This is a genomic window from Pseudomonas sp. H1h, assembly GCF_000633255.1.
In the GTDB taxonomy this organism is placed as follows: Bacteria; Pseudomonadota; Gammaproteobacteria; order Pseudomonadales; family Pseudomonadaceae; genus Aquipseudomonas.
The window spans coordinates 181,224-198,843 of the sequence record NZ_AYMJ01000008.1; the positions used below are offsets into that span (position 1 = coordinate 181,224).

Sequence of the window (17,620 nt, forward strand, 5' to 3'; positions counted from 1 at the left end):
CGGGGGTCAAAACGGGGGGCATCATAGCAATCACGCGAGGGCGTTTGCTCCGGTCTTGCCGAGCAGATCGATCCGGCAGCCCGGAGACGCATCGCTGACGCTGAGTTTCATATCATGCAGGCGTGCAACGGCCGCTACCATGCTCAGCCCCAGGCCGTTGCCCGGTGTATGACGGCTTGATTCGGCCCGGTAAAGTCGGCGCAACACCGCTTCACGTTCCGCCGGCGCAATTCCCGGGCCGTTGTCCGCTACCTGAATGCCTGTCGACTCCTGATCGGCGATAACGCTCAGGCGTACCTGGCTATGGTCCGGGCTGAACTTGATGGCGTTATCCAGCAAGTTGCAGACCGCATCGAACAACAATTGCGCATCGCCGGCGATCATCGCCGGAAGCCGGCTTTCAGTCAGCGTCAGGCTGATACCGCGCTCTTCGGCCAACGGCTCATAGAGCTCGGCGGCGTCGGCGCAGATCAGGTTCAGGTCCAGCGTCGCGAAGTGACTGCGGCGTGCACTGTTTTCGATTTCCGAGATGCGCAGCAGCGCCTTGAACGTCAGCAGCAGCGCCTTGGCTTCAGTCAAAGCGGCGTTGATGCTGGCAGCGTATTGCGCTTCATCCAGTCCGCGCCGCTGGGCACGTTCAAGCCCGGCGATCAGCCGGGTCAGCGGTGTACGCAAATCGTGAGCAATGTCGTCGCACACGCCTTTGACTTCGCTCATCAGGCGTTCCAGCTCATCCAGCATGCCGTTGACCACATCAGCGAGGCGGTCGATATCGTCGTTGGTCCCTTGAATGGGCAGCCGTCCGGTGAGATCGCCTTCGATGATGCCCTTGATCGAGCGACTGACTTTGTCCAGGCGCCGGTGAGCCGAATACCCCAGGGCGACCGCTCCGCACAGACCGACAACCAGTAACAGCACACCGCCGGAAATCAGCGCATTGATCAGCAGTTCATCGAACTCGCGGATGTCATGAACATCTTGCGCCACCATCAGGAGCTTGCCGTCGGCCTGACGGTGCACGATGAACCGCACAGGGCGGTGGTGACCGTTGGCCTTGAGCCAGCGAAACTCCTGCGGTTTGTCAAAAGCGGAGTAGGGCGGCAGTTCCTGTATGGCACCGGCGATGAACTTGCCCTGCGCATCGAACAGGCTATGCGGCAAACGCGCTTCGGCATCCTGCACGGCATGTTTGCGGATTTCCTGGAGCTGCAACTCGGGGGGCTGCGCACTGCGGTTTTCCACCTGGCGATACAACGCCGTATCGGCTTCGGTTTTCAGGTAGAACGCGGTTTGCCAATAGATGTAGCCGAACAACGCCAGGAACGAGGCGCCGAACAGGCCGAGAAACAACAGCCCGGTGCGAAAGCTGATGGTGCGCGGAATTTCACTCAGGTGAACGTAAAACATAACCGGCTCCCCGAATGGTATGGATCATCGGCAGTTCGCCTTCACCGTCGATCTTGCGGCGCAGACGACTCATGTGAACTTCAATCACGTTGGTACGTTCGTCGTAGCTGTAATTCCACACGGCCTCGAACAGCATGGTGCGCGTGACGACCTGACCGGCGTTGCGGATCAAGTGTTCGAGCAGGGCGTACTCGCGCGGGACCAGATCAATGACCCGCTCACCGCGTCGCACGGTCCGGCTCAGCAGGTCGACTTCCAGGCTGGCAACCCGCAGACGGGTTTCGCGGGCCTGCGTCGGCACTTTGTTGCGGCGACGATTCAAGGCATCCAGGCGAGCGGTCAATTCGATGAACTCGAACGGTTTGGTCAGGTAATCGTCACCACCGGCGCGCAGGCCACGGACTCGCTCATCGAGTGCACTGAGGGCGCTGAGAATCAGCACCGGCGTGGTCACACTCGCGGCGCGCAAGGACGTCAGCACGCCCAGGCCGTCGAGGCCACCGGGCAACATCCGGTCAAGCACGATCAGATCGAACGGTTCACTCAATGCCTTGAGCAAGCCATCGCGCCCATTGTTGACGCAACTCACCGTAAATCCGTGATCAGACAGCGCCGCTTCGATTTCACGGCAGGTAGGCAAGTCGTCCTCGACGACCAGAACATGGGTCATGGCAGTTGAACCGCTCACATTGTCAGACTGAGATGGCATAGTGTGGCAAAGCTTGGCGGGGCGCCACGTTCCCACCAGGTAAATAAAAGTTCAGGTTCGATCGATGGAGAGTTTTCCTTGCGCATTCTAGTGGTTGAAGACGACGCTCAGACGGCGGCTTATCTGGAGCGCGGATTGAGTGAAAGTGGCCACGTGGTGGATATCGCCAGCGATGGCAACAGCGGTCTGGACATGGCCCTGGAGCGGATTCATGACGCCTTGATTGTCGATCGGCGCCTACCCGGCCTGGATGGCATTGGCCTGATCAAAGCCATCCGTGCACAACAGTTGCGCGTGCCGATCCTGATGCTCAGCGCGCAGTCGACCACTGCGCAAAAGGTTGAAGGGCTGCAAGCCGGGTGCGATGACTATCTGGGCAAACCCTATGCGTTCGCCGAAGTGCTGGCGCGTCTGGATGCCTTGTTGCGTGGTCGCGATCAAGTCAGCGGTCCGGCGCGGCAACTGGCGGTTGGCGAACTGCAACTGGACTGCGCCACGCGTACCGCCGTGCGCGGCGGGCGGGTCATTGCCCTGCAGCACCGCGAAGCCTTGTTGCTGGAAAAACTGATGCGCCACAGCGGGCAGGTGGTAACGCGCGACATGTTGCTCGACAGTGCCTGGAACTACGATTTCGACCCCAACGACAACGTCATCGATAAACACATCCACCGCTTGCGCCGCAAACTTGATGAGGGCTTCGCGTACTCGCTGATCAGGACGGTACCGGGCGCCGGGTACAGTTTTCAGGTCGCGCCGGTCGAGGAGTGAAGCCCGCGTTCGGGGCAGTTAAATAAAAGTTTATCTGCCGGCGAACGCTCTGGCAGGCGCCCCTCGCTATCTTCCCCGCATTCGTGGCGCAGGCCACAGAGGCTCAAGCGGGGGATAGCTTGCCCATGTCAGTTACAACCTTGCCGACGCGCCGTGTACTCCGGGCGTTGCATTTATTTGTGATGTTAGTGCTTGCCGGCGCGATGACGATCGGCGGATGCTCGATGGTGCCCGAATACCGGCAACCGGATTTACCACTGGCTCGGCAATGGGACGGCGTTGCTGACTCGTCTTCAGCGGGAGGAGGGCAGTGGTGGCTGCAGTTTCACAGCGCTGAACTGGACGCGTTGATCGCACGGGGCCTGACATCCAATTACACCCTCAAAGCGGCGGCCAGCCGCATCGACGAAGCGCGAGCATCGGCGCAGGTGGTCGGGGCCGGGCAGTACCCGGCGCTGAACCTGGGCGGCAACTTCCAACGCCAGAACAATTACGGCACCACACAAAAACGCAGTGTATTTGCCGAGGCCACTTATGAAGTGGACTTCTGGGGCAAGCAGCGCGCTGCCGCCGATTCTGCGGATGCCCTGACCAAAGCGACGGTATTTGATGCCCATACTTTGCGCATGAGCCTGGGCGCGAGTATCGCCGACAGTTACTTTCAGGTGCTGTCCCTGGAAGATCGGCTGCGGTTGGCGCAGTCGATTGCCGACGATGCGCGGCAGGTTCTGCAACTGGTGGAAGTCCAGGCCAGCCAGGGCTCCGTGTCGAACCTCGAAGTCGAGCAGCAGCGCAACGCCATGCAGACGTTCGAAGCCGCCATGCCTGCGTTGCGTCAGCAGCGCGATCTGGCCCTGTATCAATTGGCGGTGCTGGTAGGCGCGCAGCCTCAGGGTTTCCATGTGCAAGGTAACGGTCTGGGCGCTCTGCAAGTGCCGCACCCGGCATCGGGGCTGCCGATCGGTCTGCTGCGCCAGCGTCCGGACATTCAAGCTGCCGAGGCGCGGCTGGTGTCGGCTAATTTCGATGTCGGGGTGGCTCGCGCGGCGTTTCTGCCCAATCTGTCGCTGGACTTGCTGGGCGGTATCGACACGATCGCCGGTGGAAAAATCTGGAGCGCCATCGGCACCCTCAGCCAGCCGGTATTCGCCGGTGGTCAACTCAAGGGGCAACTGCATTTTGATCAGGCGCATGTCGAGGAGCTGACCGCCAGTTACCGCGAGTCGATCATCGAAGCCTTGCAAGACGTCGAAACCCAGCTCAGCGCCGCGCGCGAACTGGATAAAAGCTACGCGCTGAACCAGTCGGCGGTGGCGTCGGCGCGCGAAGCGGCGCGGTTGGCGCAAGTGCGTTATCGACTGGGGGCAACCGATTTCCAGACTCTGCTGATCGTCGAACGCACTCAATATCAGGCCGAAGACACGCTGTTGCAGGTACACCTGCAACACCTGCAAGCCGCCGTCGGACTGTTCCGCGCGCTGGGCGGGGACTTCGCGCCGAACACCCTCGCTTCTCTCTCTCCTGCCCAGGTGGCTTACCCATGAATGTTTCCCGCTTACGTCGTCCGATTGTGTTGGGCAGTCTGCTGTTGGTCGTGCTGGCCACTGTCCTCGGTACTGCGCAATGGGTCCGCCGTGCCCAGGCCACACCGGTAAACACCGAGGCAGGCGCGGTGCCGGTTCAAATGGCCCGGGTCAGCGTCGAGGACTTGCCGATCTGGATCAGTGCCATCGGCAATGTGCAGGCACTCAACAGCGTCAATGTGCGGGTGAGGGTCGACGGCGAGCTGCAGAAAGTGCTGTTCGCCGAAGGGCAGACAGTCAATGCCGGCAGCCTGCTGGCGGTGATCGACCCGCGCGTCTATCAAGCCCAGGTGGCTCAGGCCCAGGCGCTGGTCGCCAAGGATCAGGCCCAGTTGGCCAACCTGCGGGTCAATCTCGAACGAGCCGGGAAACTCGCCGCCGCCAAGGCCGGGCCGACTCAGGACGTCGACACGTATCGCGCGGAGTTGGCGGCCCAGCAGGCCACGGTACAGGCCGATCAGGCGGCGCTGGACACTGCGCGCCTGCAGCTGGAGTTCACTCAGGTCAAGGCTCCGCTGACCGGCCGAACCGGCCAACGCCTGCTGGATGTCGGCGCGATAGCTCATGGTGCGGAAGCTTCCGGGCTGGTAACGATCACGCAGATGAATCCGATCTCCGTGGCGTTTGCCGTGTCGCAGGACGACCTTGCAGAGATCCTCGAAGAAAACGCCAAGGGCGCGTTACAAGTGGTTGCGATGAGCCGCGACGGTCAACAGGAAATCGCCCGTGGTCAACTGAGTTTCATCGACAGCCAGGTGACCGCCGCCAGTGGTCAGATCCAGCTCAAGGCCCAGTTCGACAACAGCAGTGCAGAACTCTGGCCCGGTGAACTGGTGAGTGCGCGCCTGTTGGTACAAACCCGGCGCAATGTAGCGGTCGTGCCAGCTGAAGCCGTGCAGTTGGGACGTCAGGGCCATTTCGTTTACGTGGTCGATGCGCAGCAACGCGTGCAACCGCGACAGGTGGATGCAGCGACCGTGGTCGGTGGCAAACAATGGATACGCCAGGGACTGACGGCTGGCGAAACGGTGGTTGTGCAGGGTCAATCCCGCGTTGCGCCGGGACTGAAAGTCGTGCCGGTCAAAACGGATGCCAATGCTGATCTGGCGCAGGTGAATCCATGAACGCCCTGGCCGGTTTGATTCAACGACGGGTGGGCCTGAGCCTGTTGGCACTGGGCGTGATGCTGCTCGGTGCTTTTGCCTACTCTCAATTGCCGGTGGCGCCCTTGCCGACGGTGGATTTCCCGACCATTCAGGTCACGACCAAGCTCTCCGGCGCCAGTGCAGAAACCATGGCGTCGTCGGTTGCCACGCCGCTGGAGCGCGCGTTTGCCGCTGTGCCGCAAGTCGCCTCGATGACCTCTTCGAGCGCCGCCGGCAAGACCCAGATCGTGCTGCAATTCGATCTGTCCCGAGACATCGATGGCGCTGCGCAGGACGTGCAGACGGCGATCAACACCGCCACTCCCAACCTGCCCAAGACCATGTCCAGCTTGCCGACCTTCAACAAGGTCAACCCGGCCGAAGGCACTGTGTTGTCACTGGCGGTCACTTCGCCAACGCGCACCTTGCCGGAGCTCGATCGCTTCGCCGACAACTACATCGCCCAGCGTCTGTCGCAGATGCCCGGGGTGGGCCTGGTGGATTTCCATGGCGAACAGAAACCGGCGGTGCGCGTACAGATTGATCCTGATGCACTCGCTGCCCGGGGGCTGACCCTTGAAGACGTGCGCAGCGTCATTGGCGTCAGCACTCTGGATCAGCCCAAGGGCAGCCTCGATGGCCCAAGCCGTTCGATCACGCTGGGTGCAACCGATCAGTTGCTGGACCCGCAGCATTATCGCGATCAGGTCATCGCCTACAAGAACGGCATGCCGATCAAACTGGGCGATCTCGGCAGGGTCATCGCCGGGGCCGAGGACACCCAGCAGGCGGCGCAATTGGGGGCCGACCCGACCGTCATCGTCGACATTCACAAGCAACCGGGTTTCAACCTGCTGTCGACCATTGCCACGATCAAGGCCAAATTGCCCGAGTTGACAGCCTCACTGCCGCGCGATGTGCAAGTGCAGGTGGTGGGTGACCGCACCCAGACCATCGAAGCGTCAGTCAATGACATGCAGTTCACGTTGCTGTTGTCCATCGCCCTGGTGGTCGTGGTGATCTTTGTCTTCCTGCGCAAAGCCACGGCGACACTGATTCCGAGCCTGACCATTCCGCTGTCGCTGGTGGCCACGTTCGGCGTCATGTACCTGCTGGGCTACAGCCTCGACAATCTGTCGATCATGGGCCTGGCGATTGCCGTCGGGTTCGTGGTGGACGACGCCATCGTGGTCATGGAGAACATTGTCCGGCATCTGGAAATGGGTAAATCCCGACTGCAATCGGCCGTTGACGGGATGCGGGAAGTGGCCTTCACCATTGTTTCGATGACGGTGTCGCTGATTGCGGTATTCCTGCCGATCCTGCTGATGTCGGGAATTGTCGGGCGCCTGATGCGTGAGTTTGCGGTCACGGTCAGTGTGGCAATCAGCATGTCGTGCATCGTCTCCCTGACCCTTACGCCCATGCTTTGTGCCTGGTTGCTCAAGCCTCATGACGACCAGGTGGAAGGACGTTTTGCCCAGGCCTGCGAACGAGGGTTCGCGCGCATCCACAACGGCTATCGCCGCAGTCTGGACTGGGTACTCGATCATCAGCGAACGACCCTGGCCGTGGCCATCGCGACCGTAGTCGCGACGGCAATCCTGTATGTCGGCATCCCCAAGGGCTTCTTTCCACAACAGGACAACGGCTTGATTCAGGGCGTGGCCGAAGCGGCGGCGGACATTTCTCCGCTCGCCATGCGCGCCCAGGTCAATCGCGCCGCGCAAGTGATCGGTGAAGATCCGGCGGTCGCCCGAGTGTACTTCTGGATCGGCCCGAATCCGACCGTGAGCCAGGGCAAGTTGATGATCAACCTCAAGCCGTTCAGCGAGCGCACCGTCAGCGCCGCTGAAGTCATCCGGCGCCTGCAACCGGCGCTCGACGCGTTGTCCGGGATCAAGGTGTACATGCAGGCCAATCAGGATATCCAGATTGGCGGCCGGGCCAGTAAAACCCAGTATCAATACACCTTGCAGGATCCGGACAGCGCCGAGCTTGATCATTGGAGCGCGGTGCTGCTGGCCAAACTCAAGAGCCTGCCTCAGTTGCAACATGTGACGTCCGACCAGCAGCAGGCCATTGCACAATCGACCCTGGTCATCGACCGACCGACGGCGGCACGCCTGGGGGTGACGGTACAAGCCATCGACGATGTGCTGTATGACGCGTTCGGTCAGCGGCAGATTGCGACGATGTTCACGCAACTGGATCAGAACCACGTGATTCTGGAACTCGATCCAGCCTGGCAGACATCCACTGCAACGCTTGCGCATCTGTTCGTCCGCGCCGGTTCCGGAGCGCTGGTGCCGCTGAATCTGCTGGCCAGCGTCAAGACCGAGCAGGTGCCGATCATCATCAACCATCAGGGCGTATTCCCGGCCATTACCCTGTCGTTCGATCTCGCCCCCGGCCATGCCTTGAGTGACGCAGTCAGCGCAATCAACCAGGCATCCCTGGCGGTCGCGCTGCCCGATACGGTGACGGGCAGTTTCCAGGGCACAGCCCAGGCGTTTCAGGACTCGCTCAAGTCGCAACCCTGGCTGATTCTGGCGGCGATCCTGACGGTCTACATCGTGCTTGGCGTGCTGTATGAAAATGCCATCCACCCGCTGACGATCATCTCCACGCTGCCTTCCGCCGGGTTTGGCGCGCTGCTGGCACTGATGCTCTGTGGCCAGGATCTCTCGGTATTGGGCATGATCGGGATCATTTTGCTGATTGGCATCGTCAAGAAAAACGCGATCATGATCGTCGACTTCACGTTGCAGGCGCAGCAGCAAGGTCTGTCAGCCCGCGACGCCGTCAGGGAAGCCTGCCTGCTGCGCCTGCGGCCGATTCTGATGACGTCACTTGCTGCACTTCTCGGGGCTGTTCCCCTCGCGTTCGGGCATGGCGCCGGGTCGGAACTGAGACAGCCATTGGGTATCGCGATCGTCGGTGGCCTGACGGTTTCGCAGGTGCTGACGTTGTACACGACACCTGTGGTCTATCTCTGGTTCGAACGCCGGCGCCGCGTAACCGGGCTCGACAGCGAAGGTATTGCGGTCTGAGCATGACAGCGGAGCCATACAGGAGGCGGGGGTTCAAACTGTTCGCAGGACTGGACTGATGAACGTCCACCATCGTGCAAAACACCCCTGACATCCATTCAATGGCAGAATCTCCCTGACTTGATTGTTTTGGAGAACACCATGCTTCGTGTGTTTGAACGAAGACTCGACCCTTTCCCGCCTGACGAGGTACCACCGCCGCCCAATGGCCTGGCAAAATTTCTCTGGGCCTGCACCCGGGGTGCCCGCGGTTACATTCTGGCGTTGGTGCTGCTCAGTGCCGGCGTGTCGATTTATGAGGCGTGGCTGTTTTCCTTCCTCGGCCAGGTCGTTGACCTGCTCTCGACGTGGCAGGCCGGCGGTGAAGCGGCGGTGCAGGAAAGTCGCGTGTTGTGGGGCATGGGCATCGTCATGGTGTTCAGCGTCGGGCTGGTGGCGTTGCGCACCATGGTCCAGCATCAGGTGTTGGCGATTAACCTGCCGCTGCGCCTGCGCTGGGATTTCCATCGGTTGATGCTGCGGCAGAGCCTTTCGTTTTTTTCCGATGAGTTTTCCGGCCGGGTCACGACCAAGGTGATGCAGACCGCGCTGGCGGTGCGCGACGTGCTGTTTACCATGATCGAGATCTTGCCGGGGATCGGCGTGTATTTCATTGCGATCATTGCGCTGGCCGGCGGCTTTGCGCTGAAACTGATGCTGCCGTTCCTGGCCTGGGTCGTGCTGTTCGGTCTGGCCATGTGGTACTTCGTGCCGCGCCTGGGGAAGGTCGGGCAGGAGCAGGCCAACGCGCGCTCGATGATGACTGGGCGTATCGCCGACGCCTACACCAACATCACCACGGTGAAGCTATTCTCCCACTCCAATCGGGAAGCGCATTTTGCACGGGCCGCGATGGAGGATTTCAAGCAAACCGGCTTTCGCCAGATGCGTCTGGTCAGTCTGTTCGAAATCGTCAATCAGGCACTGGTGGTGGGGTTGATCATGTCGGCCGGGGGCTATGCCCTGTGGCTGTGGCACCAGGGGGATGTCGGCGCCGGCGCCGTGGCGGCGATCACCGCCATGGCGTTGCGGATCAATGGCATGTCGAACTGGATCATGTGGCAAATGACTTCGCTGTTCGAAAGCATCGGCACCGTCCAGGACGGCATGGCGACGCTAACCCAAGGCACCAAAGTGCAGGACGCGCCTGACGCCGGTGAACTGGTGACCTCCGGTGGCGCGGTCATCTTCGACAAGGTGCGTTTCAACTACGGCGGCGAACGCCAGGTGCTCGATGGCCTGAGCCTGAGTATCCGCCCGGGCGAAAAAATCGGTCTGGTGGGCCGCTCCGGCGCCGGCAAATCCACGCTGATCAACCTGCTGCTGCGCTTTTATGACGTCGACAGCGGGGAGATTCGTATCGACGGGCAAAACATCGCGCACGTGACGCAAGACAGCCTGCGGAGCGCCATCGGCATGGTCACGCAGGACACTTCGTTGCTGCACCGTTCCATTCGCGACAACATCGCCTACGGCCGACCCGATGCAACCGACGCGCAGATCCGCCGCGCGGCGGCCAATGCTCAGGCCGACGAGTTCATCAGCCAACTCAGCGATCGGCAAGGCCATACAGGCTACGACACGCTGGTGGGCGAGCGGGGGATCAAGCTTTCGGGCGGCCAGCGCCAACGTGTCGCGATTGCCCGGGTCATGCTCAAGAATGCGCCGATCCTGCTGCTCGACGAGGCCACCAGCGCGCTGGACTCGGAAGTCGAAGTGGCGATTCAGGAAAGCCTCGACGAGATGATGCAGGGCAAGACCGTGATCGCGATCGCCCACCGCTTGTCGACGATTGCCGCCATGGACCGGCTCATCGTCATGGACGACGGACGCATCATCGAACAGGGCACTCACTCCGAACTGCTTGAGAAGAACGGCGTCTATGCGCGGCTGTGGCAGCATCAGAGCGGCGGGTTCCTGGGGGAGGACAAGGGCGTGGTGGAGGCCTTGGATCAGGCGTAATCATCGCGCACAAAAAAACCGGCCTTGCGCCGAATGCCGATCAGTCAAGCGAAGCCCCTTTGTGGGAGCGGGCTTGCTCGCGAAAGCGTTGGGGCAGTCAACGTCAATGTTTGCTGGGCCGACGTCTTCGCGAGCAAGCCCGCTCCCACAATTGATCTTCGTTGCTTTGAGCATTGAGTTCACTTGACTGATCGGCATTAGGCCTAGCGCCGGTTTTTTTGCATCGCATGCCTCAGAGCGCCGCTTTCACCTGCAATCCCAGCACCAGCGCATTGTCGATGTCTTGCCCGGAAAACGCGCCCGGCTCGATGATGTATTGCACATTCGGGCGCAATGTCAGCCACGGGGTGGCCTGATAGCCGTAGCCGAGTTCGATCAATTGCTCGCCACTGTCCAGGTTCGGGAACGCTGCGCCATTGGCCAGCGCGGCGTCCTGCTGCACGTCGCGGCTGCGCGGGTTGGGCACGGCACGACCGTAGCCCAGGGCAACGGTGTCACGCGGGCGACCCTCGAACGGCTTGTACAGAACCAGACCGGTGCCATACCACTTGCTGAACGGCGAAGCCGCTTCACTGGCCGCCGAATACTGGCCGAAGGCGTGCAGGCTGCGGCCCTCGGACGATTGCGAACGCCACACGGCCTGATCGATCAGCAGGTAATGACCGCCACGGCCGGACACTTCCTTATCGCTGCCGATGCGTTTCACGTCGGAGCTGTCGTAGTAGTAACCGACCTTGTATTCGCCGGGCAATGGGCCCGCGTGCTTGTACACCAGCTCGATCGGCACCACGGTGCCGGTGGTGTGTTTCGGGCCTAGATGCCAGGCACGGCTGGAGTTGCCGTTGCTCTCGGGATCGACATTGAATGCGGCCACACGCAGTTGCCAGGACGGCGACAGGTCGTACTTGACGCGCACACCCAAGTGGGCGTTGGGGTAGTTGGTCCAGCCGCTGCCGCCGGACATGTTCAGCGGATGGCCGCAGAAACCGGCGTTCATGAAGTTGCAGAGAATGCCGCTGTCCAGGCCGCCGAGGTCGTTGCCCATGGCCATATAGCCCAGCTTCACGTTGAGCGCCGGGGTGAAGAGGCTGCGCTCGTAACTCAGTTCGGTCAGGCGGGTGTAGAGCCCACCGTAGTTTTCCTGGATTGGCAGACGGTTGCCAACCAGGTCTTCGGAGGCGCTGTTGCCGCGTCGGTCGTTGATGGTCAACTGAACCTTGCCCGCGTTGTCCACGCCGTACAGTTTGCTCAGGTCGAACTGCACGCCGAGCTTGATGTTCTGCGAGTAGCGCGCCGAACGGTGCAGGCCACCCTCGGCGTTGTAGGCGGTTTCGCCGCTGTAGTCGCCGGTGAACTTGATGCCGTCCTCGTCCATCTGGTGACGCAGGCCGCCCCAGTCGCCAGTCAGGGTATTACGGGTCAACAGGTTTGAATCGGTATCCGCGAAGGCGGGCAGGGCGGCACTGCAGGTCAGGCCCAACAGCACACCGTTGACCCAGGCCGATTGAGTAAAACGAAACATGGAGATCTTCCTGCGCAAATCTATAGCGATATCGGAAAGCGGCGCCGCACCCGCAGGTGCCGCGCACAGAGAGCATGCCCGCCAGCGAGGCGGGCACTGCGGCTTACGGCAAGGCGTAAGCCATCACGTAGTCGCCGCGATCGGTCGACTGGCGCGCACCACCGGCGGTGATGACGATGTACTGCTTGCCGGTTTTCGGCGAAACATAAGTCATCGGGCCGCCCTGACTGCCCACTGGCAGACGTGCTTTCCAGACTTCTTCACCGTTGCCGCTGTTGAAGGCGCGCAGGTAGAAGTCCTGAGTACCGGCGATGAAGATCAAGCCACCTTGCGTCGACAGCGTGCCGCCGAGGGTCGGCAGGCCGATCTTGATTGGCAGGTGCATGCGGATACCCAGAGGACCGGTGTCTTCAACGGTGCCGACCGGAACCTGCCAGGCGATTTTCTGCGTCTTCATGTCGATGGCGGTCAACGTGCCGAACGGCGGAGCCTGGCAAGGAATGCCGGCGACCGACAGGAAGCGGTTCTTGTTCACCGCATACGGCGTGCCTTTGAGCGGCACGGCGCCCATGCCGGTGTTCAGCGCTTCGCCACCGGAAGAGGCCTGAGCCTTGTTCTGCGACGGGATCATCTGAATCCACAGCCCCAGGCGCATGTCATTGACGAAGATGAAACCGTGGACCGGGTCAGTCGAGAGACTGCCCCAATTCATGCCGCCCAGCGAACCCGGGAAACTCAGCGATTTGTCGGTGCCCGGCGCGGTGTACAGGCCGTCATAACGCATCGATTTGAAATCGATCCGGCACAGCAGCTGATCGTACGGCGTTGCGCCCCACATGTCGGATTCGGTCAGGTGCTGAGCACCGATCTGCGGCATGCCCAGCGATTTCGGCTGGGTTGGCGAGTAGGGCTCGCCAGGGATGTTCGCGGCTTTGACCGGCACTTCTTTAACGTCGGTCAGCGGTTTGCCAGTGGCACGATCCAACACATAGATCTGCCCGGCCTTGGTGCCGATGACCACTGCTGGTACGGTTTTGCCGTCCTTGTCGAAGTCGATCAGACTCGGCTGCATCGGCAGGTCGAAGTCCCAGAGGTCGTTGTGCACGGTCTGGAACACCCAGCGTTCATCGCCAGTGGTGGCGTCCAGCGCGAGAATCGAGGCACCGTAGGTGTGATCGAGTTTGCTGCGCTCGACACCGTAGATATCGGTGGACGAGCTGCCCATCGGCAGGAACACGGTGTTGGTCGCCGGGTCGTAGGACATCGGCGCCCAGCTGTTCGGCGTGCTGCGCACATAGGTGCTGCCGTCGGCCGGGGCCTTTTTATCCTGCGGGTTGCCCGGGTCGAAGGCCCAGCGCATGGCACCGGTAATCACGTCGAAACCACGGATCACGCCGCCCGGCATGTCGGTTTGCACGTTGTCGGCCACGCGACCGCCAACCACCACGGTGGTACCGGCCATCAGCGGCGCGGAGGAGAGCTGATAGTAGCTGTCCGGAACATCCCCCAGACCGGCCTTCAGATCAACCTGGCCGTTGGTGCCGAAACCTTGGCAGAACTCACCGGTATCGGCATCGACCGCAATCAGACGCGCATCGATGGTGTTGGTCAGCAAACGGCGCTGGCAGTTGGCGGCCGGCGCGGGTTTGGCTTCGATGATGCTCGAATTGCTGGGTTGGGCGATGGTTTTAGTGGCATCAAAATAAGCCATGCCACGGCAGCGCTGCCAGACTTTCGACTGGGCGTTGATCGGGTTTTTCCAGAGTTCTTTGCCGGTGTCGGCATCCAGCGCAATCAGGTTGTTGTGCGGGGTGCAGATGAACACCTTGTTGCCGATCTGCAGCGGGGTGAGCTGGTCTTCAGCGCCGTTGCCATCGCTCTCGGCGATGTCGCCGGTGTGGTAGGTCCACGCCACTTTCAGTTTATCGACGTTGTTGCGGTTGATCTGGTCCAGCGCAGCAAAGCGGCTGCCGCCTTCGGTATTACCGTAGTGCGCCCAGTCTTTTTGCGCGTTTTCCGGCTCAACCGGAGTCAGGCCCGGGCCTGTGCCTGTGGCGGCGACAGTCGGGTGCGCGACGAACATGTTGCCGGCCGCGACAGCCACACCGATAGCGAGCACAGCGGCCAGCGCATAAGCGCCGCGCCCTGGAACGCCGCCGTTGGCACGCTTGAGCAATGGATACACCAGCGCCACGACCACGCCGATGGCACTGAACATGAATAGGCGCGAGAACACCGGCCAGAACACCAGCCCGGCGTCGCTCACCGCCCAGATCGCCGTTGCGACCAGGAACGCTGCGAACAACCACGCACCGGCCGGTTTGAAGCGCGCAATCAGCAGGCCGGAAACGGCCATCGCCAAGCCACCCAGCAGGAAGTACCACGAGCCTCCCAGGCTGACCAATTTCACGCCACCAGCAGCGAGTGCCAGACCGAGCAGGGCGATGACTACGCCCAGCCCGACCAGAATGAATGTTGATATGCCCGAGAGGCGTTGACTCTGCTTCACGTTGAATGTCCCGTTGAAATGAGACGCGCATTATATAGATAGGTAACTACCTAGTTAAATCACTAATTCAGTAATGAACTGTTGTTCATTGCGAAATCCCCTTCATGAGCGGGGACTTGCGCTTTCAACGGGCTGCAAAGACATTTTTGAAAGCCTGCCAAAGAGAATTTTTGTCAGGAAAAATGTGATTTATGACAGCTGGCGTTCCGTGCCACGGTTATTGCGCAGAATCGAGAAATTCAACGCCGCAGCCACACACAGCCAGGCCAGGTAAGGAAACAGCAACAACCCGGTGATCACGTCCAGGCGCAATGCCAGAACCACCATCACCGCAACAACCAGCCACAGCAGCACAAGAATGATCATCGCCGCGACAATCCGCTGCGCACCGAAGAACACCGGCGTCCACAGCGTGTTCAGGGCGATCTGCGCCGCCCACAACGCCAGCACCTGTTGTCCGCCGGGAATGAGCGTCAAGCGGTAGCCCACCCACGCCAGCAGCAGATAGATCGTCGTCCAGGTCACCGGAAACACCCAGTTGGGCGGGGTGAACGCGGGTTTGTTGAGCCCTGCGTACCATTGCCCGGGTTTGAAGATCATCCCGGTGGTTGCCGCCGCACCGCAGGCGATCAGAAAGATCAGAAAATTCACCATGTGTCGCTCCTTGGCCGCAGCCAGTCTGCTTGGGTTGCACCGCCGCAACGGCTGTTCATTCGGTTTTCGACGACATCAGATCACTGACTCGCGACACCAGCGTGTCGACGGCAAAGGGCTTTGTCAGCACTTGCATGCCCGGGCCGAGCTGCCCGGCGCCGATCACTGCGTTCTCCGCATACCCGGTAATGAACAGGGTCTTGAGGTTCGAACGGACTTCCCGACCAGCGTCGGCCAGTTGCCGACCGTTCATGCCGCCCGGCAAGCCCACATCAGTGATCAGCAAGTCAATGTGCACATCGGATCGCAACAGTTTCAGCCCGACAACACTGTCGGCGGCTTCAATCAGGGTAAAGCCCAGATCACCGAGCACTTCGGTCAGCAGCGCGCGCACCGTCGGTTCGTCATCCACCACCAGGATCGTCTCGCCGGCCTTGGGCAATGCCGCCGGCGCGGTGTTTTTGTCATCTTGATTTTGCAGCGGCTCCCCAAAGTAACGAGGCAGGTAGATGCACATCTCGGTGCCCCGACCGACCTGCGAATGCACGCGCACCTGACCGCCGGACTGTTTGGCGAAGCCGTAGATCATCGACAGCCCCAACCCGGTGCCCTGGCCCAGCGGTTTGGTGGTGAAGAACGGATCAAAGGCCTTGGCGATCACATCGGCGGTCATGCCAGTGCCGGTGTCGGTCACGCACAGGCAAAGATATTCGCCCTCGGGCATGTCCAGCGTGTGGGCAGTCTCGGCATCCAGCGTACGATTGGCCGTCTCGATGGTGATGCGTCCGCCATCGGGCATGGCATCGCGGGCGTTGATGCACAGATTGAGCAAGGCGTTTTCCAACTGGCTGGCATCGACCAGCGTCGGCCAGAGCCCGTGAGCGCCACGGGTTTCCAGGAGAATGCTCGGGCCGACCGTGCGCTGGATCAGTTCAGTCATGCCGATCATCAGCATGTTGACATCGGTGGGCCGTGGATCGAGGGTCTGGCGTCTGGAGAACGCCAGCAGGCGGTGGGTCAGGGCAGCGGCACGTTTGACCGCGCCCTGTGCGGTCACCATGTATTTGTCGACTTCACTCAGCCGGCCCTGGTGGATGCGCGCGTCCATCAACTCCAGTGCGCCGGAAATACCGGCCAACAGATTATTGAAATCATGCGCGAGGCCACCGGTGAGCTGGCCGACGGCTTCCATCTTTTGTGACTGACGCAGTTTTTCCTCGGCTTGCATCAACTCCGCCGTGCGCGATGACACGCGCTGCTCGAGGGTGTCGTTGAGCGCACGCAATGCAGCGATAGCACGGTCACGCTCGGCTTCGACATTGCGCCGCTCCTCGACATCGATTAGCACGCCGGGAAAGCGCAGCGGCGTTCCATCCTCCGCACAGTCAACCCGTCCGTTGGCCTCGATCCACTGGTATTTGCCGTCCGTACGGCGCACGCGGTACTGGTGCGAATAGGCGCCACCGCGGCCAATGGCTTCGTTGATCGCGGCAGTCAGGCCGTCGCGATCATCGGGGTGCACGGTGGTGATCACTTGTTCGAGGCTGAGCCCTTCGCGGCCCAACGCCGGGGCAAGATCAAACACCCGGGCGAAGGCTTCGTCCACGGCAAAGCGATCGGTGGGCAGGTCCCAGTGCCAGGTGCCGATAATGGCGCCGGCCGCGAGGGCCAGTTGCACGCGCTCCACGTTTTCCCGGGCAATCGCCTCGCTGGCCCGCAAGCGCTCTTCGGCGTCGCGGCGCTCGGTGACGTCGTTGAAGAGGATCGCGATCTGCCGGTCGGCCGGATCGCCGACACGCACCGCGCGCACGTCGAACCAGCGCTCGAAGGTATTGGCGTAATTCTCGAAATTTGCCGGTTCGCCGGTCTTGGCCACATGGCCGTAGGTTTCAAACCAGAAGCTTTCCAGGTTGGGTGCGAACTCGGTTACCCACTTGCCACGCAAGTTGACTCCGCACTGGTGTTCGAACGCCGGGTTGGCCTCGACGAAGTAGTAGTCGACGGGCTTGTCGTCGGCGTCGAATTTCACTTTGACGATGGCAAACGCCGATTCGATGGTTTCCAGAATGGTGCTGAAGCGAGCCTCACTGCGGGCGAGCGCATCCCGACTGGCCTGCAGTTGCGCCGCCATATCGCGCTCGATGTCGATCGCCCGTGTGGCGACCTGAGCATTCTCGAGTGCCGCGCGTAATCGCCTGGCCTCTGACTCAAGCGCTGCGCGATCAAGATGTTTGAGGCTGTCCATCACACCTGCTTTTCCAGTTTTTTT

Annotated in this window: 11 protein-coding genes; 5 read left to right on the forward strand and 6 right to left on the reverse strand. The window is 61.3% G+C overall.

Annotated features, from left to right (window positions below; genetic code table 11):
* Window positions 1–30: 30 nt before the first annotated feature.
* Together U862_RS0106805 and U862_RS0106810 are read right to left on the reverse strand one after the other, a co-directional pair.
* Entirely contained in the window at window positions 31–1,407 is a 1,377-nt protein-coding gene (locus U862_RS0106805; RefSeq protein ID WP_025109689.1) for an ATP-binding protein, read from the reverse strand.
* Window positions 1,385–2,077 (reverse strand): response regulator transcription factor, encoded by a 693-nt coding sequence (locus U862_RS0106810; protein WP_025109690.1) that lies wholly within the window; start codon window positions 2,075–2,077, stop codon window positions 1,385–1,387. Before U862_RS0106810 ends, U862_RS0106805 begins: the two co-directional genes overlap by 23 nt.
* Before the next feature lie 117 nt (window positions 2,078–2,194).
* Here U862_RS0106810 and U862_RS0106815 point away from each other — a divergent pair, with 117 nt between their 5' ends.
* The 5 genes from U862_RS0106815 to U862_RS0106835 all read left to right on the forward strand — a co-directional run bounded on the left by U862_RS0106815 (window position 2,195) and on the right by U862_RS0106835 (window position 10,666).
* On the forward strand, window positions 2,195–2,884 hold the full coding sequence (locus U862_RS0106815; RefSeq protein WP_025109691.1) for a response regulator transcription factor: 690 nt from the start codon (window positions 2,195–2,197) through the stop codon (window positions 2,882–2,884).
* A 125-nt stretch (window positions 2,885–3,009) separates the two neighbouring features.
* A complete protein-coding gene (locus tag U862_RS0106820) occupies window positions 3,010–4,428 on the forward strand; it encodes an efflux transporter outer membrane subunit (protein ID WP_029977496.1) in 1,419 nt (472 codons plus the stop codon).
* Window positions 4,425–5,591, forward strand: a complete 1,167-nt coding sequence (locus U862_RS0106825; RefSeq protein ID WP_025109693.1) for an efflux RND transporter periplasmic adaptor subunit — start codon at window positions 4,425–4,427, stop codon at window positions 5,589–5,591. Before U862_RS0106820 ends, U862_RS0106825 begins: the two co-directional genes overlap by 4 nt.
* On the forward strand, window positions 5,588–8,665 hold the full coding sequence (locus U862_RS0106830; protein ID WP_025109694.1) for an efflux RND transporter permease subunit: 3,078 nt from the start codon (window positions 5,588–5,590) through the stop codon (window positions 8,663–8,665). Before U862_RS0106825 ends, U862_RS0106830 begins: the two co-directional genes overlap by 4 nt.
* 141 nt (window positions 8,666–8,806) lie before the next feature.
* Window positions 8,807–10,666, forward strand: coding sequence for an ABC transporter ATP-binding protein (locus tag U862_RS0106835; protein WP_025109695.1), 1,860 nt, complete (start codon window positions 8,807–8,809; stop codon window positions 10,664–10,666).
* Window positions 10,667–10,898: 232 nt separating this feature from the next.
* Here the strand turns inward: U862_RS0106835 and U862_RS0106840 are convergent, their stop codons facing one another.
* From U862_RS0106840 to U862_RS0106855, 4 genes are all read right to left on the reverse strand, one after another.
* Window positions 10,899–12,188, reverse strand: coding sequence for a carbohydrate porin (locus tag U862_RS0106840; protein WP_025109696.1), 1,290 nt, complete (start codon window positions 12,186–12,188; stop codon window positions 10,899–10,901).
* 103 nt (window positions 12,189–12,291) lie between these two features.
* Window positions 12,292–14,697, reverse strand: a complete 2,406-nt coding sequence (locus U862_RS0106845; RefSeq protein WP_025109697.1) for a glucose/quinate/shikimate family membrane-bound PQQ-dependent dehydrogenase — start codon at window positions 14,695–14,697, stop codon at window positions 12,292–12,294.
* A 189-nt stretch (window positions 14,698–14,886) separates the two neighbouring features.
* Window positions 14,887–15,348, reverse strand: a complete 462-nt coding sequence (locus U862_RS0106850) for a TspO/MBR family protein (RefSeq protein ID WP_025109698.1) — start codon at window positions 15,346–15,348, stop codon at window positions 14,887–14,889.
* A 58-nt stretch (window positions 15,349–15,406) separates the two neighbouring features.
* Window positions 15,407–17,596, reverse strand: a complete 2,190-nt coding sequence (locus tag U862_RS0106855; protein WP_025109699.1) for an ATP-binding protein — start codon at window positions 17,594–17,596, stop codon at window positions 15,407–15,409.
* Between the last annotated feature and the right edge of the window lie 24 nt (window positions 17,597–17,620).

What these genes read in the sequence shown, in the direction of transcription:
- U862_RS0106835 (WP_025109695.1), top strand. Translation starts at nt 8,807, where the DNA reads ATGCTTCGTGTGTTTGAACGAAGACTCGACCCTTTCCCGCCTGACGAG.
- U862_RS0106805 (WP_025109689.1), bottom strand. Translation starts at nt 1,407, where the DNA reads ATGTTTTACGTTCACCTGAGTGAAATTCCGCGCACCATCAGCTTTCGC.
- U862_RS0106830 (WP_025109694.1), top strand. Translation starts at nt 5,588, where the DNA reads ATGAACGCCCTGGCCGGTTTGATTCAACGACGGGTGGGCCTGAGCCTG.
- U862_RS0106840 (WP_025109696.1), bottom strand. Translation starts at nt 12,188, where the DNA reads ATGTTTCGTTTTACTCAATCGGCCTGGGTCAACGGTGTGCTGTTGGGC.
- U862_RS0106810 (WP_025109690.1), bottom strand. Translation starts at nt 2,077, where the DNA reads ATGACCCATGTTCTGGTCGTCGAGGACGACTTGCCTACCTGCCGTGAA.
- U862_RS0106825 (WP_025109693.1), top strand. Translation starts at nt 4,425, where the DNA reads ATGAATGTTTCCCGCTTACGTCGTCCGATTGTGTTGGGCAGTCTGCTG.
- U862_RS0106855 (WP_025109699.1), bottom strand. Translation starts at nt 17,596, where the DNA reads ATGGACAGCCTCAAACATCTTGATCGCGCAGCGCTTGAGTCAGAGGCC.
- U862_RS0106820 (WP_029977496.1), top strand. Translation starts at nt 3,010, where the DNA reads ATGTCAGTTACAACCTTGCCGACGCGCCGTGTACTCCGGGCGTTGCAT.